At 59.5% G+C, this 21,958-nt stretch carries 20 protein-coding genes; 5 read left to right on the top strand and 15 right to left on the bottom strand.

Annotated features, from left to right (window positions below):
- Nucleotides 1–15: 15 nt before the first annotated feature.
- The 9 genes from FNT36_RS01205 to hisG all read right to left on the bottom strand — a co-directional run bounded on the left by FNT36_RS01205 (nt 16) and on the right by hisG (nt 7,831).
- Nucleotides 16–729 carry an HAD family hydrolase gene (locus FNT36_RS01205; protein WP_144843169.1) on the bottom strand — a complete coding sequence of 238 codons (714 nt, stop codon included), beginning with the start codon at nt 727–729 and terminating at the stop codon, nt 16–18.
- 12 nt (nt 730–741) lie between these two features.
- On the bottom strand, nt 742–1,263 hold the full coding sequence (locus FNT36_RS01200) for a hypothetical protein (protein ID WP_144843167.1): 522 nt from the start codon (nt 1,261–1,263) through the stop codon (nt 742–744).
- Between the two features lie 154 nt (nt 1,264–1,417).
- The gene (gene hisA, locus FNT36_RS01195; RefSeq protein ID WP_144843165.1) at nt 1,418–2,140 is read right to left on the bottom strand and encodes a 1-(5-phosphoribosyl)-5-[(5-phosphoribosylamino)methylideneamino]imidazole-4-carboxamide isomerase; all 723 of its coding nucleotides are present in this window, start codon (nt 2,138–2,140) and stop codon (nt 1,418–1,420) included.
- Between the two features lie 58 nt (nt 2,141–2,198).
- Nucleotides 2,199–2,879: an imidazole glycerol phosphate synthase subunit HisH gene (gene hisH, locus FNT36_RS01190; protein ID WP_144843163.1), complete on the bottom strand. Its 681-nt coding sequence runs from the start codon at nt 2,877–2,879 to the stop codon at nt 2,199–2,201.
- 75 nt (nt 2,880–2,954) lie between these two features.
- The gene (hisB, locus tag FNT36_RS01185) at nt 2,955–4,058 is read right to left on the bottom strand and encodes a bifunctional histidinol-phosphatase/imidazoleglycerol-phosphate dehydratase HisB (RefSeq protein ID WP_144843161.1); all 1,104 of its coding nucleotides are present in this window, start codon (nt 4,056–4,058) and stop codon (nt 2,955–2,957) included.
- Between the two features lie 21 nt (nt 4,059–4,079).
- Complete coding sequence (locus FNT36_RS01180; protein WP_144843159.1) at nt 4,080–4,478, bottom strand: hypothetical protein; 399 nt, start codon at nt 4,476–4,478, stop codon at nt 4,080–4,082.
- A 15-nt stretch (nt 4,479–4,493) separates the two neighbouring features.
- Nucleotides 4,494–5,540 carry a histidinol-phosphate transaminase gene (hisC, locus tag FNT36_RS01175; protein ID WP_144843157.1) on the bottom strand — a complete coding sequence of 349 codons (1,047 nt, stop codon included), beginning with the start codon at nt 5,538–5,540 and terminating at the stop codon, nt 4,494–4,496.
- Nucleotides 5,541–5,633: 93 nt separating this feature from the next.
- Nucleotides 5,634–6,941: a histidinol dehydrogenase gene (gene hisD, locus FNT36_RS01170; RefSeq protein WP_144843155.1), complete on the bottom strand. Its 1,308-nt coding sequence runs from the start codon at nt 6,939–6,941 to the stop codon at nt 5,634–5,636.
- A gap of 38 nt (nt 6,942–6,979) precedes the next feature.
- On the bottom strand, nt 6,980–7,831 hold the full coding sequence (gene hisG / locus FNT36_RS01165; RefSeq protein ID WP_144843153.1) for an ATP phosphoribosyltransferase: 852 nt from the start codon (nt 7,829–7,831) through the stop codon (nt 6,980–6,982).
- A gap of 563 nt (nt 7,832–8,394) precedes the next feature.
- Between hisG and parS the strand changes: the two genes are divergently transcribed.
- Both parS and FNT36_RS01155 read left to right on the top strand, forming a co-directional pair.
- Complete coding sequence (gene parS, locus FNT36_RS01160) at nt 8,395–8,859, top strand: type II RES/Xre toxin-antitoxin system antitoxin (protein WP_144843151.1); 465 nt, start codon at nt 8,395–8,397, stop codon at nt 8,857–8,859.
- Nucleotides 8,860–8,861: 2 nt separating this feature from the next.
- Nucleotides 8,862–9,320: an RES family NAD+ phosphorylase gene (locus FNT36_RS01155; protein ID WP_144843149.1), complete on the top strand. Its 459-nt coding sequence runs from the start codon at nt 8,862–8,864 to the stop codon at nt 9,318–9,320.
- 32 nt (nt 9,321–9,352) lie between these two features.
- Here FNT36_RS01155 and FNT36_RS01150 read toward each other — a convergent pair whose 3' ends face one another.
- The 6 genes from FNT36_RS01150 to FNT36_RS01125 form a co-directional block, all read right to left on the bottom strand.
- On the bottom strand, nt 9,353–10,015 hold the full coding sequence (locus tag FNT36_RS01150; protein ID WP_144843147.1) for an alpha/beta fold hydrolase: 663 nt from the start codon (nt 10,013–10,015) through the stop codon (nt 9,353–9,355).
- A 15-nt stretch (nt 10,016–10,030) separates the two neighbouring features.
- Nucleotides 10,031–10,420 carry a hypothetical protein gene (locus FNT36_RS01145; protein WP_262712166.1) on the bottom strand — a complete coding sequence of 130 codons (390 nt, stop codon included), beginning with the start codon at nt 10,418–10,420 and terminating at the stop codon, nt 10,031–10,033.
- A 57-nt stretch (nt 10,421–10,477) separates the two neighbouring features.
- Complete coding sequence (locus FNT36_RS01140; protein ID WP_233635583.1) at nt 10,478–12,985, bottom strand: TonB-dependent receptor; 2,508 nt, start codon at nt 12,983–12,985, stop codon at nt 10,478–10,480.
- A gap of 79 nt (nt 12,986–13,064) precedes the next feature.
- Nucleotides 13,065–13,775: a ribulose-phosphate 3-epimerase gene (gene rpe, locus FNT36_RS01135; protein WP_233635582.1), complete on the bottom strand. Its 711-nt coding sequence runs from the start codon at nt 13,773–13,775 to the stop codon at nt 13,065–13,067.
- A 149-nt stretch (nt 13,776–13,924) separates the two neighbouring features.
- Nucleotides 13,925–14,239, bottom strand: coding sequence for a hypothetical protein (locus tag FNT36_RS01130; protein ID WP_198989468.1), 315 nt, complete (start codon nt 14,237–14,239; stop codon nt 13,925–13,927).
- A gap of 182 nt (nt 14,240–14,421) precedes the next feature.
- A complete protein-coding gene (locus tag FNT36_RS01125) occupies nt 14,422–16,101 on the bottom strand; it encodes a S8 family serine peptidase (protein WP_144843140.1) in 1,680 nt (559 codons plus the stop codon).
- A 572-nt stretch (nt 16,102–16,673) separates the two neighbouring features.
- On the opposite strand from FNT36_RS01125, the gene FNT36_RS01120 reads away from it, so the two are divergent.
- The 3 genes from FNT36_RS01120 to FNT36_RS01110 all read left to right on the top strand — a co-directional run bounded on the left by FNT36_RS01120 (nt 16,674) and on the right by FNT36_RS01110 (nt 21,949).
- Entirely contained in the window at nt 16,674–17,255 is a 582-nt protein-coding gene (locus FNT36_RS01120) for an RNA polymerase sigma factor (protein ID WP_144843138.1), read from the top strand.
- A 194-nt stretch (nt 17,256–17,449) separates the two neighbouring features.
- Nucleotides 17,450–18,478 (top strand): FecR family protein, encoded by a 1,029-nt coding sequence (locus tag FNT36_RS01115; protein ID WP_144843135.1) that lies wholly within the window; start codon nt 17,450–17,452, stop codon nt 18,476–18,478.
- Nucleotides 18,479–18,502: 24 nt separating this feature from the next.
- Nucleotides 18,503–21,949: a SusC/RagA family TonB-linked outer membrane protein gene (locus tag FNT36_RS01110; RefSeq protein WP_144843133.1), complete on the top strand. Its 3,447-nt coding sequence runs from the start codon at nt 18,503–18,505 to the stop codon at nt 21,947–21,949.
- Nucleotides 21,950–21,958 lie beyond the last annotated feature (9 nt).

The following is a 21,958-nucleotide window of genomic DNA, read 5'->3' as shown; positions in this document are numbered from 1 at the left end:
GATTCTTAAAGTAAGCTAGTGTAAGTGTTGCAACACGTCGGCCAGTGGCTCTAAACTAGTGAGCTCGGCCACCTGGGGCAGCGGGCGCACCGCGCCGGTGCGGTTCAGCCACACGGGCCGGATGCCCACGGCTAGGGCACCCACCACGTCAGCGGTCCAGTTGTCGCCCACCATCACGGTTTGGGCAGCTTCGGAACCTAGGCGCGCTAGGGCCACCTGGTAGATGCGGGCATCGGGCTTGAGCACCCCTACCTCTTCCGAGGTAACCAGGGCATCCACCAATGCACTCATGCCTAGGTGCCGCAGTTTCTCCTGCTGCTCGGCTAAGCGGTTATTGGTTACGACACCAATTTTATACTCCGGTTTTAGCGCTTTCAGCAAGGCCAGTGCCCCAGCTACCGGCCGCCGCTGCTGCTGGTAGTGCCCGTAGTACTGCCGAGCGAATTCGTTGGCTGCCTCGGCCGACACAGCGGGTTCGTAAGGCGCCAGGAGCCGCGCAAACCGCTGCTGCCGCGCTTCCTGGTAGGAGATGCGCCCGGTCATTACCTGCGGGTGCAGCTCCTCCAGCAACTCACTGTAGCGGCGGTATAGGTCTTCTACAGGCACCCCGCGCAGGGTAGCGCGGCCGGCAGCAGTGGCCGCCAGGGTCGCCCAGGCCGTACCTATATGGTCGAACAGGGTATCGTCGAGGTCGAAAAGAATGGTCGTAATGGGGGTGGCAGCGGGCATAGGCTAAGAATGCTAATTCGACGCATTTTCTTGTAAAGCTGCACGCAACTTCTTCAGCAGCCGGTTACCCACGTAGTGCCGGAATTGAGGAGAACCTCGGCGGCCAGTGCGATAGTAAATATCCCAATAACTTGCTACGCGGCCCTGCGTCTGCGACCAGTAGCGGGGATTTTCTCCTATCAGCCTGACATAACTGGGCAGCAGCGCCGGGGCAAGGTGCGCAGCTAGCACCTCCAGAATTTCTTGCACGTAGTCGCTCAGCAAGCTAAATGTAAAAGGTGTCGTAAATGCTTCCAGCTCGGCACTTGCCAACAACTGCTGCAAGTACCGCTGCCGCACAAACCCATCGTGGTGGCGCAGGTATAAGCACTGCAGCAGTTGACGCTGCCGGTCCGTTAGCAATTGTTCGGCACCGAGCGCAGGCTCTTGAAAGTAGATGCGATAGGGCAGTTCCAGTTGCTTACCCTGCCAGGTAAGGAGGTAGCCATCCGGGGACAGCAGGTTCGACACCGGCACTTCTTCTCCCGAACTCACCTTGCACAGCGGAAGGCAAGCCAAAGCAGCTTGTACCTCCGCCGGCGCAACAGTCGGAAATAACCGGGCCAACCGGCCAAGCTCTTGTGCCAACACTTGCTGCTCTTTAGGTCGGGTTCCCTCTATTTCCATTACGCTTACCTAGGCTACTATTCTACCGCGCCAGTTCCGCCCGCAACTCAGCCTCCGTAATAGTGCCCTCGTAAATGGCCTTGCCAATGATGGCTCCACTCATGCCGAGTGCCCGCAGGGCCACCACGTCGGCCACCGTCGTGACGCCGCCACTCGCCACAAACTGCGCCGCTGGAAACTGCTGCCGCAGCGCGGTGTAGGTATCGGTGGCAGGGCCTTGCAGTTGGCCGTCGCGGCTCACGTCGGTGCAGATAAAGGTGGTGGCCCCGGCCCCTAGGTAGGTCCCGATGAAGGTTGTGAGCGTTTGGTCCGACTGCTCGGTCCAGGCGCTCACGGCAATGTGCTCACCCTTAAAATCGGCTCCGATGATAATGCGCTCAGCCCCGAAGCGGGTTAGCCACTCCCCCACCAATGCCGGCTCGCGGGCCGCAATACTACCAGCCGTAAGCTGCGCCGCTCCCGCCGCAAACGCCTGCTCGGCGGCCTGCGTGGTTTGAATACCACCGCCGAAGTCGATATGCAGCCGGGTATTGCGGGCAATTCGTTCGAGCACGGCCAACTGGCGCGGCTCGCGGGCACGCGCCCCATCAAGGTCGACTAAGTGGAGGCGAGTAGCCCCAAGTTGCTCAAAGTACTGCGCCTGTGCTAAGGGGTCGGCAGCATAAGTAGTCTGGCGGGCAAAGTCGCCGCCGGTCAGGCGCACGCACGAACCATTAATGAGGTCGATGGCAGGTATTATATCCATTTGAAAATAGCAACAGGTATCTAGCGAATACCTCATTATAACATTTGAGTAAATAAGATTAGCTTAGGTTGGCGGTCAGAAAGTTGCGCAGGATGTGCTCGCCTACCGGACCACTTTTTTCGACGTGGAACTGCACGCCGTAAAAATTGCGGTGGCGCACGCCCGCGCTGAACGGCACACCCGCCGGGTAGCTAGCCTGGGCAATGGTGTAGTCGCCCACCGGGGCATAGTAACTGTGCACGAAGTACACGTAGTCGGCGGCGCTAGGTTGAGGTTGCTGGTTCGAGTGCGACTGGAGGCTTTCATCACTAGGCGAGGTTACTCCACCTAGGTCTGCGAAAAGCGGCGTTTGCAGGTCATGCAAGTTGTTCCAGCCCATATGGGGCACTTTATGCATGGCATCGGGCGGCGTGAAGCGCACGACATCGAAGGGCAGCATCCCGAGCAACTCGGTCCCGCCCGCCGGGCCTTCCTCGCTGTGACGACCCAGCAGCTGCATACCTAGGCAGATACCTAAAAACGGTTGCGTAAGTGTAGGCAATACCTTATCCAAACCAGCGGCCCGCAACGCCCGCATGGCCGAGCTCGCCTCCCCTTCCCCCGGAAACAACACCCGGTCGGCTTGCCGAATGACGGCAGGGTCCGACGTGAGCACGGCGTTCGTAACACCTAATCGCTCCAGCGCGAATAGCACTGACTGCACATTGCCCCCCTGGTAATCAATAACCGCAATATTCATAACTTAAACTTATGGACCAACTTATCTATTTACTCATTTGATAGTTTAATTAATTAACAAATGAGTAAATAGGTTTTACAAAATGCCCTTGGTACTAGGAATTACGTTTTGCCCAGTAGGGTCACGCTGCACTGCCTGCTTAATAGACTTGGCCACGGCCTTGAAAATTGCCTCGATTTTGTGGTGCTCGTTGTCGCCTTTGCATTTGATGTTAAGGTTACAGCGCGCTGCGTCGGAGAAGCTTTTCCAGAAATGGTAAAATAGCTCGGTCGGCACGTCGCCTACCCGCTCGCGGCGGAAGTCCGCGGCCCAAACCAACCACGGCCGGCCCGAGAAGTCAATGGCCGCCTGAGCCAACGCATCATCCATGGGTAGCAGAAAGCCGTAGCGGTTTACACCGCGCTTATCACCGAGCGCTTCGTTGTAGGCCGCGCCGATGGCAATGGCCGTGTCTTCTACTGTATGGTGCTCGTCGATGTGCAAATCGCCGTGGGTGCGCACGTAGAGGTCGCAGCCGCTGTGCTTGCCCAATTGGTCGAGCATGTGGTCGAAGAACCCTAAGCCGGTCTGGCAGTCGGTGTGGCCGGTGCCGTCGAGGTTGAGGATAATCTCAATGCGCGTCTCGTTGGTGTTGCGCATCACGTGGGCTTTGCGCGGTGGGCGGCGCAGGTGCTCGTACACTCGCGACCAGTCGGTCGTGCTGAGAGCGGCGCGCTCATCAGCCTCGGCGTGCAGCAAGATGGCTTGGCACCCTAGGTTCTCGGCTAGTTGCACATCGGTCAGGCGGTCGCCTATCACGTAGGAGTGCTTCAGGTCGTAGCCATTAGCTGGTTCGAGGTAGCGGGTGAGCAGCGCCGTGCCGGGCTTGCGCGTTGGAGCCGGGTCGTGGGCAAAGCTGCGGTCGATGAGTATTTCACTGAATTCAACCCCCTCCCCTTTTAGGATGTCCAGCATTTTTTGCTGGTAGGGCCAGAATGTATTTTCGGGGTAGCTGTCAGTGCCAAGGCCATCCTGATTGGTAACCATCACTAACTCGTACTCACCGTCGCGGGCCAGTTGAGCCAGGGCCGTAATGGCCCCCGGTACAAAGTCAAATTTGTGCCAGGCATCAATCTGGTAGTCGGTCGGCGGCTCAATGAGAATAGTGCCGTCGCGGTCAATGAAGAGGACTCTTTTCATGAATAATTAAGAAGTATTGAGCTAGTCACCATCCAGTACAATGGCAGTAGTAAGTTCAAAGTCTTTACAGATAACAAAGCCATCTAATCCCCCACTAGTAGAAATGAAGAAATAGCGCCACGAAGCACCTTGCGCAATCTCAGCTAGGTGCCTTTTCACGTGCTTTTGCCATTTATCTAGGTAGGCTTGCCAATATGGCTGAAACTCTACTGCATCCGACGTTTCGCCAATATCTGAGATGCAGTTAAAATCGCTGAAATACTCAAAATCCTGCAACACTACCCCCGTAAAAATCAGGGTAATTCGTTCTAGATTATTGTATTCCCAGCGTTCCAATACAAAACTAGTTTTCTGCTCTTTGAAGGAAATAGAGAAGTCCTGGATAATTCCATCGCCAGTTTCTACGCTATAAGACTTCATTGTTATCCTAGGTCGCTATACAAATGCCCGCAGGGCAGCTACTAGCGTGTCGTTTTCGGCGGCCGTGCCCACGGTCAGGCGCAGGCTGCCAGCACAGGCCGCCTGAGTGGGTCGGCGTACCACGATGCCCTGGCTCAGCAGGTGCTGGTACACGGCGCCCACGTCGAGGCGGAAGCGGGTGAGCAGAAAATTTGCATCAGACGGAAAGATGTGGTCCACGATGGGCAATTCGGCCAGCGCGGCTTGCAGCGTAACGCGGCTTTGCAACAGCTCCTGGCGCATAGCTTCGAAGCGGCTGGTGTCGGCGAGCGCGGCTAGGGCCAGGCGCTGGGTGTTCTCCGACACGTTATAAGGCATCTTGATGCGGTTGAGATAAGCGATAACCTCCGGCGAGCCGAAGGCCATCCCTAGGCGGATGCCCGCCAGGCCCCAGGCCTTGGAGAAGGTTTGTAGGACCACCAAGTTTGCAAACTCACCTAGGCGCGTGAGCCAACTGGGCTGGTCGGCAAAGTCGGCATAGGCCTCGTCTACCACCACCAAGCCGGGGAAGCCTCGCAAAATTTGCTCGATGTCGGCCGTACGCAGCAGGTTGCCGGTTGGGTTGTTGGGCGAGCACAAAAACACGATTTTGGCTTTGGAGGCCAGAATTTGCGTTAGCGCGTCGGGGCTGAGTTGGTAATCAGCGTCGAGCGGTACGCGCTCCAACGTCACATCATTGAGGGCAGCGGCTACTTCGTACATGCCGAAGGTGGGCGGCGTGCTCAGAATGCTGTCTTGACCAGGGCGCGCTACTAGGCGCACCAGCAGGTCAATTACTTCATCCGAGCCGTTGCTGAGAAATACCTGCTCGGGCGCTATGCCTTTCAGCGCACCTAGGGCCTGCTTCACGGCGCGCTGCTGCGGGTCGGGGTAGCGGTTAAACTCTGCCGGGCCAGCGCTGCCGAGGCTATTCTCGTTGGCGTCGAGCATCACGCGGGCCTCACCCTGAAACTCGTCGCGGGCCGAGGAATAGGGCTTCATCACCCGCACGTTGGGGCGAATAAGAGATTCTAAGTCAAACATAACCGCAGATTATAACGGATTAAACGAATTTCGCAGCTACGCCCGGTTATGCCAGGCTAACTAGGCGACTAGAAGTGACTCGTGGCGCCCAGTCTACTGCTTGGCTGCCAAATGCTCGCGGCGCAACGCCACTGCCTGAGCGTGGGCGCGGAGTCCTTCGGCTTCCGCCATTGCCTCTACCACCGGGGCCAGGGCGGCTAATCCGTGGGGAGCGAGCTGCTGGAAAGTAATTTTCTTGTAGAACGAATCGAGCGACACCCCACTGTAGGCGCGGGCGTAGCCACCCGTCGGCAGCGTGTGGTTGGTACCGGAGGCATAGTCGCCCACGGCTTCGGGCGTGAGGTGACCCATAAACACGGAGCCCGCATTGTAGATGTCGGCAGCTAGGTCTTCGGGCGCGGCCACGGCCAAAATCAGGTGCTCGGGCGCGTATTGGTTGCTGAAGTCTAGCATCGTGCGCACATCCGGCAGCAGGATAGCCCGGCTTTCGGCCAGCGCCTGGCGAGCTATTTCGGCACGGGGCAGCAACGGCAGTTGGCGCTCCAACTCGGCCACCACTCCTTGTAGAATAGCTTCCGAATCGGTCAGCAGCACTACCTGCGAATCAGGACCATGTTCAGCCTGCGAGAGCAAGTCGGCGGCCACAAAGGCCGGGTTAGCGCTACTGTCAGCAATAACGAGCACCTCCGACGGGCCAGCGGGCATATCGATGGCCACCCCGCGCTGGGCGGCCAATTGCTTGGCGGCAGTTACGTAGCGGTTGCCGGGGCCAAAAATCTTGTCCACGGCTGGCACGCTGCCCGTGCCCACGGTAAGAGCCGCCACGGCCTGCGCACCCCCAGCTTTAATGATAGTCGTCAACCCAAGTTCCTGCGCGGCGAAGAGAATAGCGGGCGCAATGCGCCCATCGCCCCGGCCGGGCGGGGTGCACAGCACAATTTCGCGGCAGCCCGCCAGCTTGGCCGGTACGCCCAGCATTAGTAAGGTAGAAAACAACGGGGCCGAGCCGCCCGGAATATAAAGCCCCACCCGCGGCACGGCCACGCTGCGACGCCAGCAGTGCACACCCGGCATAGTTTCAACCTCGGCCTCCACGGCGGAGGGGCGCTGGGCGGCGTGAAACTTCTCAATATTCTGGCGCGCCTGCCGAATGGCGACTTGCAGCTCGGCGGGCACCTGGGCCGCCCCAGCGGCTAGCTCTTCGGGGCTCACGCGCAGGCTACCTAGGTCGGGCACGCCGTCGAACTGGGCAGCGTACTGGCGCAGCGCCTCGTCGCCACGCTGGGCTACGTCGTCAAAAATCTCGGCGGCGCGGGCTAGCACGGCGGCATTGCTAGCGGCCTGTGGGCGCTCTTGGAGCGCGGCCCACTCGACCGGCCCGGGGTTACGGAAAATCTGCATGGGGTTGTGCTTTGGGCTATTATACCCTCGCTAACAGCTTAATAAATCCGCTTTTCGATGGCCATCACCAGGATACCTTCTGCCCCAATGGCTTGCAGCTCGCCGGCAATGTGCCAGAATTTGTCTTCCTCCACCACCGATTGCACCGATACCCAGCCTTCTTCGGCCAGCGGCGTCACGGTGGGCGACTTAATGCCCGGCAGCAGAGCCTTCACCGCATCTAGGGCAGCTAGCGGCGCGTTGAGCACGATATACTTCGAGCGCTGGGCCCGGCGCACGGCCTGCATCCGGAAGCGCAGCTGGTCAAGTAGCTGCTGCTTCTCGGCGGTCAGGTTGGGGGCGGCGATGAGCACGGCCTCCGAGCGGAAAATAGTTTCGACTTCGCGCAGACCGTTGCCGAGCAAGGTCGAACCGCTGCTTACAATGTCGCAGATGGCCTCAGCCAGCCCGATGCTGGGCGCAATTTCGACCGAACCGCTGATGGTGTGCAAGTGCGCCTGCACGCCCTGGCCCGCCAGGTAGTCGCCGAGCAACCTAGGGTACGAAGTAGCAATGTTCTTCCCCTGCAAGTCGGCTACCGAGTTGTACTCGGCCCCGCGGGGCACCGCCAAGCTTAGGCGGCACTTGCTGAAACCGAGGGCTTCGACTTCGAGAGCGGCGCCCCCGGCTTCGACCAGCACATTCTGGCCCACGATACCTAGGTCGGCTACACCGTCTTGCACGTAGCCCGGAATATCGTCGTCGCGCAAATACAGGATTTCGAGCGGGAAATTGCTGGCTTCTACCTTCAGTTTATAGGAAGACGAAACGAAGCTGATGCCGCACTCCCGAATGAGTTGCAGCGAGTCGTCCGACAGGCGGCCGGACTTTTGAATGGCTAAGCGTAGCATTAGAAAAAGAAACCACCCGCACGGCGAGCGGCGATAACAAACCCGCCCCCGGCAGCATCTAGCCAGCCGAACAGCGCATTAGAAAACCCGAACGAGAAACAGACAGCCCAGATACCTGGGAACGGTGGCGGAGACGCGAGCGGCTGGCGGGGCTACGAAGCGGCGGCCAGCCCGGTTGCCCGGTCCCCTACAGATGGTGGTGGTGATGCACGGCCACGCCCCAGCCCGCAAGCGGGGCTGGTTGGGCAGCAGTAAGCACGGGCGTAGCGCTACGGGCGTTGAACATCATAACGGGACAAAGGTAAGCGGCCGATGCTAGTTGGCAACCCAGATAGAACGGCAGGCCCGAATATTTTTACTTATCCGGCTCGGAGGCGTCTATTTTTCAGCTTATTATTTATGCACTCAGCGAAGCCATAGGGCCGACTGTCTTGCTAGGATACAATTAACTGGCATTAGCAGTTATAGTATGTGAGTATGGTTTACAAAACTTAAAGAATAATTTCCTGGTTTAAGGGAAAAAGTTCCTTTATTTTTGTTGCTGCCTTATTTCTCTCACTGCCATGCAAGTTGTCCCATTCGCCTTCGAAACCAGGAAGCAGGAAGCTGTTTCAGCGCTCATTCTGGAAGTATTCGGGTCGCCAGAGGCCTCGCACGATGCCTTGCGCCTTGTGCTGCTGGCGCAGCAGGGGCTGCCCGCCGTAAAAGCACAGACCATTAGTAGCAGCCTCGGGCTGGATACTACCCAAATGGCCGATATATTAGGCATTACAACTAAAACCTTTCGCCACTACCAGCAGGAAGACAAGCTGCTCGACGCCCCCAAGAGCGAGCAGCTGCTCAAGCTGGCGCAAGTGGCCGAGCTAGGCCGGGAGGTATTTGGTGATGCCGAGTCCTTTACGCGCTGGCTCCAAAAGCCCGCCTATGGCCTAGCGGGCAAGTTACCCATCGACTTGTTTTACACCGGCGGCGGCATCGACCTAGTGGCCGACGAGCTGACTCGCATTGCATACGGCGACCTGGCGTAACGGTGGAAGTATTTCGTATTTCTGCCCCTAGGTATGCTCTCAGCCTCACGGCCTCGGGGGTAGCCAACCGCTGGAACACGGCGGGACAATACATTATCTATACCGCGGCCACCGCCTCGCTAGCTTGCCTCGAAAACGTGGTGCACCGAGGGGCCGAGGGCTTGCAGGCCCCATTTAAGTTGATGCGCCTCGATATTCCCGACCAAGTGCTCATTGAGGAAGTACCCGCCGCCCTACTTCCCCCCGACTGGCAGTTGGTAACGAGTTATCCGCAGTGCCAGGAAATAGGGAGTGCATGGTATCAGCTGCGCCGTAGCGCGGTGCTAAAAGTACCGTCGGCCATTATTACTTCCGAAGCTAATTATTTGATTAACACCGGACACCCAGACTTTAGCCAAGTTAAGCTGCTAAGCACCGACGATTTTGTCTTCGACCCCCGCATTAAACAGGAGCCGTTGTAAGAAGCTGCAAGACCTGCAGCCGGGCCATACTATCAGCTCAACAATGGCTTGATAGCAGCTGCTACTACTTCTGGGTAGTAGTAGTGCGCAAAGTGGTCGCCGGGAATCTCCAAGAATGGCTCGTCGGGTGGCAACACCACATTGTCGGCCAGGGCGTGCACCCGTAGCTCGGGTGAAACCCCTAGGGGCGGCACCGGGGCAAAAAGCACCTGTAGCTGTCGGTGCACATAGCGGCGCGGAATCCGGACCAAGCCATCGGCGAGTTGCGCATAAAGGGTACGCGATTCTTCAAATTTATACTGGCGCTTGGCCCGCTCGCGCAGCCAACGGTTGCGCCCGAGCCCTAGGTAGGCGTAGAGCCGCAGCAGTACCGGATTGCGCGAGGCAGCCACTACCTTGTGCTGGTCGGTAAAAGAGCTAAGCAGTACGGCCGTAGCTCCGGTTTCGACCTTAATGTGGGCCGCAATCCAGCCGCCCATCGAGTGGCCAATCACCACGTCGGCGGGGCCGATGCCGTGGCGCTCGGCCAGGTATCGCGCTAGTGTCACGGCGCTCACCGGGCCCCTAGGTTTCCACTGCGCCAGAGCAGGCTCTAGTTCAATAACTTCCACCATCGCAGGCGGCAGCAAGGGCCGCAGGGTATCGAAAATGGTGCCGTCTTCGAGGTAGCCGGGCAGTAATAGTAGGCGTTTCATAAGTAGTTAGGCCCCCTACTTTACAAGTAGTTCAAACTCTTTGAGCGATACGGTATCCGTCAGCAGAAAGCTGCGCTGACAAGTGGATGTAGTGTACTCGCCTTTATACTTATTAATGAACAACAGGTACTCGGCACCTTGTTGAAAATAGGCGTCACACATTGTACCCGAACCAGCAGTGAGATACACTTGCTGGCGGCTGCTCAAGCGACCTTTATATAGTTTGTTAATACGCAAAACCGGCAGATACCCGCTCCGAAAAGGGGGCCGCACGGGGTTGCTATATAAGTCATAGTGTACCGTATCGCGCAAGGCAATTACTCGCGCCCGCACTACATAGTCCGCCGCGCGATAAGCCTGTTGCATTGTTAGGAAAAGGCAATCGCACGCACCAGCGACGCGCATTCCTAGACTCAGACCTATAACCAGCAAATACTTCATCGTTGCGCTTATAGCTTACCATCAAAACCGCGCTATCGCCCGCACATTGAGCACGCGCTGCGAGAGGTAGCTGGGCACGGCGTAGGTCGTCCCATTCACGTCTTGCAAGTAACTGTAGCCAGCCACATTGTTGGCCCCTAAGATGTTAAGAATCTCCAAACCTAGCCACAGGCTTTCAAGGGAATACACATGTGGCTTGGGCGTGTTGCGCAAACTCACCACCTTGGAGAAGCCAATATCGACGCGCTGGTAAGCCCGGGTGATGGCTTGGTCGCCACGGTACTGCGGTAAGCCGGGCGGGCTGAAGGGCAGGCCAGTGCCAAACACTAGGTTGACGTAGCCGCGCACCGAGGGGTTATCGGGCAGGTGGTCCTGGAAGAAGATACTGGCCGTGAGGCGCTGGTCTTGCGGCCGACGAATGTAACCTAGGGTTTCATAGCCAGTGCGTTTTCCGTTTACGATGGTGGCCACAGTATCACCCTTCTCGCGAGTGGTGAGCAGCCCTAGGCTCAGCCACGACTCCACGCCTTTCACGAACTCGCCGCTGAGGCGGGTTTCGAAGCCAGCCGCGTAAGCGGTCAGGTTGTTGTTGGCGTAGTAGCGCAGGCGCACATTATCGACTTCGTAGGGAATGACGTCGGTGAGGCGCTTGTAGTACGCCTCGGTGCTGAGGCGGAACGGCCGGTTCATGAGGTGCAGCTCGGTCTGGCGGCCTACTACCAGGTGCAGCGAGCGCTGGGCGCGCAGCACGGGGTTGAGCACACCCTGGAAGTTGCGCAGCTCGCGGTAGAAGGGCGGCTGGGCGTAGAGGCCGGCCGCCAGCTTCCAGCTGCGCTCGGGGTGGCGGCGGCTACGGGCCGCAAACTGCACCCTAGGGCTGAGCACAAACTGCTGATTGACCGACCAGTAGTGCCCACGCAGGCCATAGGTCAGGGTCTTGAGCGAGTCGATTTGCCAGGTGTGCTGCACATAGCCTTGGGTGCGCTGACTCTCCAAGGTGAGGTCGGCGACTAGGCGGGTGCGGCGGGCGTCGGGTACGTAGTCGGCCGAGTCGGCAAAGCTGTACTCATCGAGCTGGTCGTGAATGATTTCGCGGCCCGTTTTAACGCCCCAACGGATGGTGTGGGCACCTAGGGGGTCGCCGCCGGGGTTCCAGCGGCCGCGCAGCTCGGCCGTGAAGATGCGGGCCGTGAGGTCATTGCGCGAGTGGTTGAACGACGAGCCGATATCGCGGGTGCGCACCGGCTGGTTGTAGTCGGGGCTGGTGGGGTCGTTGTTTACTTCCGAAAAGCGGTACGCGGCCTCCACGTCGCGAAACTCAAACTCGCGCGTGAGCAGCGCCGAGCCCAGCAGCTCTAGCTGCAAGCCGGGGTGGAAGTTGTGCCGCAAGCTCAGCCCACCCTGGTAGGTGTCGTACTGCATGCGCTCGCGGCCATCGTAATAGATGTTGACGCGAGTAAACTGCGAGCCACCCGTTGAAAACGTGACCTGCCCGGTATTAGGCACGAAGCGGTAGTCGTTGTGCGCCAGCACGCCCATCACACCCAGGCTAGTTTTTTGCAAGTCGCCATCCTTACGGCCCAGGCCGATGTTCACGTAGCCTTGCGCGTCGTAGAACGTGGGGTTGTACTGGCCCTGGTTTTGGCGCAGCGAGTTGAGCACGTACTGCGCATTCTTGTAGCGCACGCCCCCTAAGTAGCTCACGCGGCCGTTGGCCGAGCGCGCCTCGGCGTGGGCCGCGCCACCCACCAGGCTGGCCGTGGCCGACGCCGCAAACTTGGCGGGCTCCTTGTACTGAATATCGAGCACCGACGAAAGCTTGTCGCCATACTTAGGCTGCCAGCCGCCGGTGCTAAAATCGACCTTTTGCACCAGGTCGGGGTTAATAAAGCTGAGGCCTTCCTGCTGCGCCTGCGTGACGAGAAACGGCCGGTACACCTCAAAGCCATTGACGTAGAGCAGGTTCTCATCGTAGTTGCCGCCGCGCACGTTATAAGTGCTGGTCAACTCGTTGTTGCTGACCACGCCGGGCAGCGTTTTGAGAATGGCGTTGAAGTCGCCGAAGGGCGAGGGCAGCACCTTGGCCGTAGTGGGGTCGAGTTGCACGAGGCTGACCTGCTCGCGGGCGTCGGCGTCGGCGGCGCGGGCGCGCACCGTTACATCGGTGAGGGTTTTAGTATCGGGCTGCAGCACCAAGCGCAGGGGCCGACCGGCATCGGCGGGCAGTTGCAGCGGCAAGCGCGTGGGTTGGTACCCTAGGCGGCGGGCCACCAGCACCAGGGGCTCCTCCCCCGCGGGTTTGGTCAGGCGTAGCGTAAAGCTGCCCGTGGCCGTCGTGATAGTGCCGCCGGGCTGCCCTTCTATACTCACCGCTACCAGTTCTAGAGGCTGGCCTTGGGCATCGCGCACGGTGCCAGTGAGGGTGAGCAGCACCGCGCGGGGCCCGGCGGGCACCTGCTGGCCGTGGCTGACCCTATGTATCCCGGCCAGGCTTCCTAATACCCAAATAAGTAGTACGCGCTGCTTCAACCTCAACAACTCACTAATTATAGAAAGCAACTTAACTGGCGGCCCCGCCACAGCTGGGGCCGCCAGTCTTTTTACTTGTTTACTTGGCGCTCGACTCTACCACTTGGCGCAGCTTCTTGCGCAGGCGGGCCAGGGTGGGCACCGCCCCACCGGGCGACTTGAACACGAAGCTACCGGCCACCAGCACGTCGGCCCCGGCCTCCACGAGCGGACCGGCATTGGTTTCGTTCACGCCGCCATCGACCTCGATGAGTGCGCCCGAGCCTTGGTCGAGTAGCAGTTCTTTAAGAGCCGCCACCTTACGCAAGGTATTTGGGATAAACGTTTGCCCGCCAAAGCCGGGGTTTACCGACATAATGAGCACTACGTCTAGGTCGGCGGCAATGTCTTCGAGCAAACTCACGGGGGTGGCCGGGTTCAGGGCCACGCCGGCCGTGCAGCCTAGGCTCTTAATTTGCTCCACTACCCGGTGCAGGTGGGGGCACGTCTCATAATGCACCGTAATGTTAGTAGCACCCGCGTCGCGGAAAGCGGCTAGGTAATTTTCCGGCTGCTCTATCATCAGGTGCACGTCGATGGGCTGGCGAGCGTGGGGGCGCAGAGCTTCGAGCACGGGCAGGCCAAAGGAGATATTAGGCACGAAGCGGCCGTCCATCACGTCGAAGTGCAGCCAGTCGGCCTCGGCCCCGGCTAGGGTTTCGGCGGTGGCTTGCAGGTTGGCTAGGTCGCTGGCGAGCAGCGAGGGGGCTAGCAAGGGTTCGTGGCGGCGGCTGCCAGGTTTGATATTCACGGAGGTAGAGAAAGAAGAGTGTCAGAAGGTAATCGCTCGCACAAGTCCACAGCGAGCAAAAGTACGAAGCCGGCCGCCGGGCACCTTGCCAGCAGCCGGCTTCTGCATGCGAAGAAGGCAAATTTTAAGGAGTAGCCACTGCTAAGCGACTATTCAGCTTTCTTTTCGAAGGCGCGCCAGTCGAGCTCGCCGGTTTCCTTGCGGCGTAGGAAGTACGTGTTTTCGTCTTCCTGCATTTTGCCGAAGGTGAGGTCGCCCTTGCAATCGCGGCACTTAATGGAGGTGTACTTGAACTTGCCCTGCGCCACGCGGCTGCTGAGGTCAAGGTTATCGGAGCCGCACAGGCCGCAGGCTCCCACGTCGGGAAAGCTTAGGCGCTCGTATTCAGCCACTACTTCGTGAAAGTTTTTGCCCTCCACCGTGAAGTGAAACTGGCGGCGCCCAATGCGCTTGGTGGTCATCATCTGAACCATGAGAGAAGCGTGTTTTATTACCCTATAAAGGTACGAAATTCATTATTAAATAGCCAATAATATTAGCTACAAAAAGCAATTTTTATTAGCAATTTTTGCTAACGAGCGGGTGCAGCGGGCCTTGGCCTAGAAGTACGCAAGCGTTGTAGCCTGCGGCCCAATTACTTCAATTACTACTGCTGGGTAAAGCGCACCGTTTGGGTGCTGCCACCGGCTAGCGGCTGCACTACGCACTGGTAGGTACCGGGCGCCAGCTGGCGGGCGGGGTGCAGCAGCACTTCGGCCGTGGCCTGGGCGGGCAGGCTGCGCTCGAGCACCGTGGCCCCTTTGACATCGAGCACGCGCACCCGCAAGGCCTGGCGCTGTAAGCTAGGTGGTAGCACTAGGGTAAGCTCGCCGGTGTGGCTTGGGTTGGGGTAAATACCTAGGCGAGTGCCTCCGGCAGCGACCGGGGTGGCCGCCAGCGGGGCGCCGGGGTGCAGCAAGTTGTAGGCGGCCACAAAATTGGGGATGCCGTAGCCGAGGGTATTGTCGGGTGCCTGGGCCTGCGAGGCCGACCGGCAAAGCGCCGAGATAACCTGCTGGGCAGTGAGCGTAGGATTGGCTTGCCAGAAGCCCGCTACCATCCCGGCCAGTTCGGGGCAAGCGTAGGAAGTGCCATTGCCCCGCGAAATAGTACCCGTGGCCGAGAGCACTGCCGAGGCCACGCCCATGGCCGACAGCGTGGGCTTGATGCGCCCGTCGGCGGTGGGGCCGTAGGAGCTGAAGCTGGCATGCCGACGCAAGGAGTCCACCGCCCCCACCGTGATGATGCTGTCAGCATCGGCCGGCACCGAGATGTAGCGCCACGAGTTATTGCCATCATTACCGGCCGAGTTCACGACCACCATGCCTGCCCGCGCGGCCCCGAGGGCCGCTAGGCTGCCAATGGCCGTGCGCCCGGTGAGGTCGGCGTAGGTGTGCGACACAGCCGGCCGGTCGAAGGTATTATAGCCCAGCGACGAGCTGATGACATCGACGCCGACCGAATCGGCGTACTCGGCAGCAGCCAGCCAGTTGGCTTCTTCTACCGGGTACTCGCTAGCCACGTCTTCGGTAATGCACAGGTGAAAGGTGGCGTGCGGGGCCGTGCCCACGTAGGTGCCCGGCAGTTCGCCGCCTATCAGCCCGAGGCAGTTGGTGCCGTGGCTGTTGCGCTGGTACACGCTGGTGCCGCCGTCCACGAAGTTGCGGGTGCCGGCTATCCGGCCCTGCTGCTTCAATAATTGCAAGGCTTCCAGCTGGTCAGCCCCCGGAAAACCAGCATCGAACACCGCTATCTGCATGCCTTCGCCCTGGTAGCCCGCCTTATGCATGGCCGCCGCTCCGATGAGTTCGTTCTGGGCGTAGGCCTTGCCGTAGGTGGCGCGGTCCTCGGCCGTGGTGCGGGCAGCGGGGGCTGAGGCGGGCGCGGGGGCCGCATAGGGCGCCTCCGGCAGCCGGCTCAGGGTTTGGCCACCTTTGACGCTGGGCAGCTGATAAATGCGCCCTAGGGTGGCCGAGTCGCAGGCTACCACCGCCGCATTGAGCCAGCGCGAAGTGTAGCGCACTTGCGGGCTGCCACTCACGGCCCGCACCTGGGCCACGTAGGCAGGGTTTACGGGCAAATCGCGCGGGCGCACCGCAATGCCCTGGCGGCTGCGCCGGGCCAGCGCCCGCGCCGATAAAAAGGCCTGCGGCTGGCTTATGGTGTAGGGCGTTCCAGTTTTATCTTGAAAATAAATAAGGTGGCGGCGCACTGTGCCTTGCGCCTGGGCGCCCGAGCTTAGCAAGCCCAGCAGGAACGCAATGGCCAACCCTAAGGAATATTTCATAACAGTAAGTAGAGAAGAAACGGCAAGTTAGCGCGGGGCGCGCCACCGCGTAATCCAGACAGGAGCGCGCCCTAGGTAGTTCGTGGCAGCCCGACTACTGCGCTGGCTAGCGGTGTGCCGCCCAAGTAGTAACGGCTCCTACTTCTTTACTGGGGCAGCTTGCATATCACCCTAGGGCCTTCTATGTTTGCGGCAGTCCGGGCAACCAGGTGGGGCCGGCGGCCATGCGGCAGCTTCGGGAGCTGACACCCTAGGCCAGCCTATTTACTTGCGCTGCCTCCCTCCTACTGGCTCAGCCTTCTTGGTTAGCCAGCGGGCCGCAAGCTGGCTTTTTACTGCCCCAGCCAGCAGGGCACTTCCTTCTACTTAGCTAACCTGACGCGGCATTCTTGGGCCTCGTTCCCTAGTATTACCAGTGGCTATCCGTTGGCCAGGCGGCGGCTTCGTTGCTACTTCTCCCAACTAGGCTACTCGCGCTGCACCAAAGCAGTGGTCATCTAAAATTTGCTGTCGCTTACCGAGTTTCGCTTTCTTAAAATATAATACTCTGACTATTAATTTCTTTAGCCACTATGCTACCTCCCGACGAAGAGCTACGGCTATGGAATTTATTTAAGCAAGATGATTGGCAAGCTTACACCACGCTTTACAACTACTATTTCAAGCTGCTGAACAACTATGGCCACAAATTCACCCGGGACGTGGCGTTGATTGCGGATGCTGTGCAGGATTTATTTATTAAATTATGGACTACTAGGCAGAGCCTAGGCAATCCATTATCGGTAAAGAACTATTTGTTCAAGGCCTTGCGCAGCATCATCTTTCGCAAGCTGCACGTGCGGTCGCGCTTCACCAGCGTGGATGAGGGCGCCGAAGCCTTCCCGTTCGAGGTGTCGTTTGACCAAGCCGTTATCGAAGACGAAGAAGAGCGAGCGCTTCAGCACAAGATGAAGGCCGTGATTAGCACCCTGCCAGCGCGGCAGCAAGAAATCGTATTCCTCCGCTTCTACGAAGGGTTCAGCTACCCCGAAATCGCCGATATCATGGATATCACGGTAGCTTCCACCTACAAGCTACTTTACAAAGCTCTGCACAAGCTAGAAGAATTATTTAAAGGCTCTTCTGCTTTGGGCGGCACTTTGTTTGGTGAATAATGCTGTCCCATCCAAAGCTATTTAGCTCAATCATAAGCTCCTAGGCAGTGCCAAAGCACTAAACTGCGCACCAATGGGACTGGCTCATCCGGCTCTTGCCGGGTAATGCGAAAAATTAATTGAAAATTTTTTCGGCGTGAAGGGATAATTAAGATAGGCTCGGGTATATCCAAGGTAGACAATGCGCCTACCCTATGGATTTGACGAAATACGCTTCGTTGACAATTGCCGAGTTGCTGGAAGATGATGCCTTTGTAAAGTCGGTGCTAGAGCCGACCGCCGACTCTGTGCGCCTGTGGCAGCAAGTGGGCGAACGCTACCCAGCTCAGAAAGAAACTATTGCGCAGGCCACCCGGCTGCTGCGCGTTTACCGTACCCAGACCACCTTCGAGAGCTCGCAGCAGGCGGAAATCTGGCAGCGCATCGAGGCAGCGGTGGGTCCTACTGCCACCAGCCCACTGGTGCTGCCGCGGGCCACGCGGCGCTGGCCGCGGGCACTGCGCATTGCGGCGGCAGTGATGCCGCTGGGGCTGGGCTCGCTGGCGGTATGGTACAACCAGGAGCAGCGGGTGGAAACCGCCTTTGGCGAACTGAAAACGGTGGACCTGCCCGATGGCACGCGCGTGGTGCTAAACGGCAACTCGACGCTGACCTACCACCGGGGCTGGGGCCAGCACGTGCGCGAGGCCTGGCTCCAGGGCGAAGGCTTCTTTAAGGTGGTGCATCTCAACCAAGACTCGACCCACATTCGGCCGGGCGAGCGCTTTGTGGTGCACTGCAACAACTTGAATATCGAGGTCCTAGGTACCACTTTCAACGTGGTAAACCGGCACGCCGACGTGCGGGTAGGGCTCGTGACGGGCAAAATCAGGCTGACGGCCACGACCCCGGCGGGGCCGGCGACCTCGCTGGTGCTCGCCCCCGGCGACTACGCCAAATACGCGGCCCAGCGCCTGGCCCTCACCGACAAGCTAGCCCACCCCGAGAAGCTCGCAAGCTGGTCTAAACGCCAGTTTGTGTTCAGCAACGGCACGCTGGGCGACATCCTGAAGTCGCTCGAGGACACGCACGGCTACCGCGTGCGCTACACCCGTGCCGCCGCCCGCCACCTCAAAATTGAGGGCGACATCAACGTGGCCAGCGTGCAGGAGTTGCTGCAAACCATTTCGACCATCTTACACGTGAGCATCTACCAGAATGGCAAACAAATAATTGTAAATTAATTACTTACCTCCCACCACACCCGTATGAGAAATTTCGACTCCAGGAATTTGAAATGGTGCGCTCCGCTGCTGCTGCTTACCTGCCGCAGCTTGCCTAGCGCGGCCCAGCTAGCCATGGTGAGCCCGCCCCCCACCGGCGGCGCGCACTACCGGCCACAAAGCCTTCAGCCTAGCGCCGCCACCCGGCGACCGCTGAAGGAGGTAGTGCGCCAACTCAAGCAAACGTACCGGGTGCAGATTGCCTACCAGGAGGGCCTGCTTGATAACAAGTTTGGGACGGTGGCCGACAGCTCGGCGCTAGCCATTGATGCTAGGCTGGGCCAGCTACTAACGGGCTCGGGCTTAGATTTCAAGCAGATTACCGCCCGGCAGTACGTTATTATTCCGGCCAGCGGGCAGCGCATGGCCGACGAGCCCATCAAAGGCAAGGTGCAGTTTGCCGAAGACGGCGGCGGCGTGCCGGGCGCCTCGGTTATTTTGAAAGACAACCCCTCGATAGGCACCGCCACCGACGCCGACGGCAGCTTCAGCCTGAAGCTGCCCGCCAGCTACGACGGCAAGCCCGTGACGCTGGTGGCCTCGTTTGTGGGGTACAGCAAGGTGGAGATTACCGTGACCAACCGGTCGGCGCCGCTCACCATCAAGCTGGCCAAGAGCGACCAAAACCTGGATGAGGTGGTAGTAACGGCCCTAGGTATCAACAAGCAAAAGCGCTCCCTAGGATATGCCGTAACCGAGGTGAAGGGCGAAGACCTCACCCAGGCTCGCGAAAACAACGTGGCCAACGCCCTCACCGGCAAGGTGGCAGGCGTGAACGTGGCGGGGATTTCGACGGGGCCGGGCGGCTCGAGCCGCGTCATTATTCGCGGCAATGGCTCGCTCTCGGGCTCGGCCAACAACCAGCCGCTGTACGTAGTCAACGGCATGCCGATTGACAACTCGGTGCCGGGGCAGGCCCCCACGGCCAACGGCGGCGGCAGCAACGTAGACCGGGGCGACGGTATTTCGGGCATTAACCCCGATGATATCGAGTCGATTACGGTGCTTAAGGGCGGCACGGCGGCGGCCCTCTACGGCTCGCGCGGGGGTAACGGGGTTATCCTCATCACCACCAAAAAAGGCCGGGCGCAAAAAGGCATCGGTCTGGAATACAACGGGACGTTTACGGCGGAGTCGATTGCCGTTTTCCCCAACTTTCAATACGAATACGGGCAGGGCGACGGGGGCGTAAAGCCCACCACCCTGGCCGCCGCCCAGGCCACGGGCCGCCGCTCGTGGGGCGCCAAGCTCGATGGCTCGACCGACTACGTGGGCGTGGATGGCCAAACGCACCCCTACGTGGCCCAGAAAGACAACCTCCGGCACTTCTACCGCACCGGCACCACGCTCACCAACACGGTCGCGTTTTCGGGTGGCAATGAGTCGATTGCGTACCGGTTTTCGCTGGCCGACCTGAATAGCAAGAGCATCTTGCCGGGCACCACTTACAACCGCAAAACGGCGAACCTTAACCTAAGCGGCCACCTCAACTCCCGCCTCAGCTACGAGGCCCTGGCGCAGTACAACCTCGAAGTGGCCCACAACCGCCCCAGCGCGGGCGATGCCTCGGCCAACCCCAACTGGTCGCCCTACATGATTGCCAACACCGCCGACGTGCGCTGGCTGAACCCCGGCTACGACGCCCGCGGCTACGAAACCGTGTGGAACGACGCCGGCATCGCCACCAACGGCTACTTCGTCATCAACAAGTTTCAGGAAGACGACCGCAAAAACCGCTTTATCGGCCAGGGCTCGATAAGCTACGAGCTTCTGAAAGGGCTGGTGCTCAAGGGCGTAGTAAGCCAGGACCACTACGACTACAACTTTGCCAGCGTCACGCCCACGGGCACCTTGTATGCCCTGACCGGGCAGTACGTGGGCATCAAGTCGGATGTGAGCGAAACTAACGGGCTCGCCACCCTGACTTATAACCGGCAGATTAAGGACTTTGGCGTGTCCTTGCTGGCGGGGGCCAACCGGCGGCACTCCGAGCTGAACGAGTTGGACCAGGCGGGCACCGGGTTCACGATTCCGTTCTTCTACAGCTACAACAACCTGGCCTCATCGACCACGCTGGCGCTCTCGTCGCGGCAGCAAGTAAACTCGGCGTTTGGCTCAGCCGACTTCAACTACAAAGGCCTGGTGTACGTGACCGTGACGGGCCGCAACGACTGGTACTCGAACTTGAGCCCCAGCAATAACCGCCAGTTTTACCCCAGCGTCAACGGCAGCCTCATTGTATCGGACCTCTTCCAATTGCCCAAGGCGGTAAACCTGATTAAGCTCAAGGGCGCCTATGCGCAGGTGGGCCAGGGCGCCCCCGACCCCTACGCCGTCAACCTGACCTACAGCAACGTACCTAGCTCGGGCCAGCCGCTGCAAAACGTGAGCAGCAACACGCCGGGCTCGGGCATCGCGGGCATCACCAATGCCAACCTAGGGCCGGTACTCTCGACCACGGCCGAGGGCGGCATCGAGGGCCAGTTTCTGGATAACCGCCTGAGCTTCGATATTACGTACTATAACCGTCTGACGGATAGGGATATCGTTAACTCGACCATCAGCCCCACCTCGGGCTACAACAGCGTGTACCTGAATGCGGGCCGCGTGCGCAACCGAGGCATCGAGTTCTTGATAAGCGGCACGCCCATTAAAAGCTCCGTTTTCTCCTGGAACACCAGCTACAACGTGGCCTACAACGACAACCGGGTGCTGAGTCTGGCCGAGGGTATTTCGTCTATCAACCTGGCCTCGACGGTGGGCAACTGGGGCAATATCAATAATATCGTGGGCGAGTCGGCCTTCGAGATAGTGGGCACCCGCATCCTGAAAGACGCCAACGGCAACACCGTGTACAACGCCACGAGTGGCTTTCCGGTGGCCACCGGCTTGCAGCCGCTGGGCAAGAGCGTAGCCCCGCTCACCATGGGCTTCAACAACGATTTCCGCTACAAGCGCTTCTCGCTCAACGTGCTGCTCGATGGCAAATTTGGCAATAAGGTGTTCTCTATCAGCGAGGTGTACGAAACCCGCCTCGGGCTGCTAAAGACCACGCTGCCGGGCCGCGAGTCGGGCCTGCGCCTGCAAGGCGTGACCCAGGACGGCAGCGCCTACGACCGCACGGTGCCCGTGAGCGGCCTGCGCAACTACTACGACAACTACAAAAACTACTCGGAGCTCTTCCTGCACGATGGTAGCTTCATCAAGCTGCGCCAGGTTATCCTAGGGTACAACCTGCCGGCTTTCCACATCAGCAAGCTCAACGTGCAGTCGGTTACCATCGCCTTCGTGGCCCGCAACCTGGCCACGCTGCTGCGGCACACCGACTTCGACCCCGAGCAGAGCTTCAGCAACAGCAACTACCAGGGCCTAGAGTCCATCGGCCTGCCCCGCACCCGGTCGTACGGCGTCAACCTTTCCGTTAAATTCTAACCCCTCCAG

Origin of the sequence: Hymenobacter setariae, from assembly GCF_007713685.1 — a bacterium.
Lineage (GTDB): Bacteria > Bacteroidota > Bacteroidia > Cytophagales > Hymenobacteraceae > Hymenobacter > Hymenobacter setariae.
This window is presented reverse-complemented; position numbering and strand designations above follow the sequence as displayed.

Coding starts and splice junctions, on each gene's coding strand:
- FNT36_RS01130 (WP_198989468.1), bottom strand. CDS start 14,239: ATGATGACCACCAAGCGCATTGGGCGCCGCCAGTTTCACTTCACGGTG.
- hisD (WP_144843155.1), bottom strand. CDS start 6,941: ATGCAGATTTTCCGTAACCCCGGGCCGGTCGAGTGGGCCGCGCTCCAA.
- FNT36_RS01205 (WP_144843169.1), bottom strand. CDS start 729: ATGCCCGCTGCCACCCCCATTACGACCATTCTTTTCGACCTCGACGAT.
- FNT36_RS01145 (WP_262712166.1), bottom strand. CDS start 10,420: ATGCGCGTCGCTGGTGCGTGCGATTGCCTTTTCCTAACAATGCAACAG.
- hisB (WP_144843161.1), bottom strand. CDS start 4,058: ATGAAAAGAGTCCTCTTCATTGACCGCGACGGCACTATTCTCATTGAG.
- hisG (WP_144843153.1), bottom strand. CDS start 7,831: ATGCTACGCTTAGCCATTCAAAAGTCCGGCCGCCTGTCGGACGACTCG.
- parS (WP_144843151.1), top strand. CDS start 8,395: ATGCAAGTTGTCCCATTCGCCTTCGAAACCAGGAAGCAGGAAGCTGTT.
- FNT36_RS01150 (WP_144843147.1), bottom strand. CDS start 10,015: ATGAAACGCCTACTATTACTGCCCGGCTACCTCGAAGACGGCACCATT.
- hisH (WP_144843163.1), bottom strand. CDS start 2,879: ATGAATATTGCGGTTATTGATTACCAGGGGGGCAATGTGCAGTCAGTG.
- FNT36_RS01115 (WP_144843135.1), top strand. CDS start 17,450: ATGGATTTGACGAAATACGCTTCGTTGACAATTGCCGAGTTGCTGGAA.
- hisA (WP_144843165.1), bottom strand. CDS start 2,140: ATGGATATAATACCTGCCATCGACCTCATTAATGGTTCGTGCGTGCGC.
- FNT36_RS01110 (WP_144843133.1), top strand. CDS start 18,503: ATGAGAAATTTCGACTCCAGGAATTTGAAATGGTGCGCTCCGCTGCTG.
- hisC (WP_144843157.1), bottom strand. CDS start 5,540: ATGTTTGACTTAGAATCTCTTATTCGCCCCAACGTGCGGGTGATGAAG.
- FNT36_RS01180 (WP_144843159.1), bottom strand. CDS start 4,478: ATGAAGTCTTATAGCGTAGAAACTGGCGATGGAATTATCCAGGACTTC.
- FNT36_RS01120 (WP_144843138.1), top strand. CDS start 16,674: ATGCTACCTCCCGACGAAGAGCTACGGCTATGGAATTTATTTAAGCAA.
- FNT36_RS01125 (WP_144843140.1), bottom strand. CDS start 16,101: ATGAAATATTCCTTAGGGTTGGCCATTGCGTTCCTGCTGGGCTTGCTA.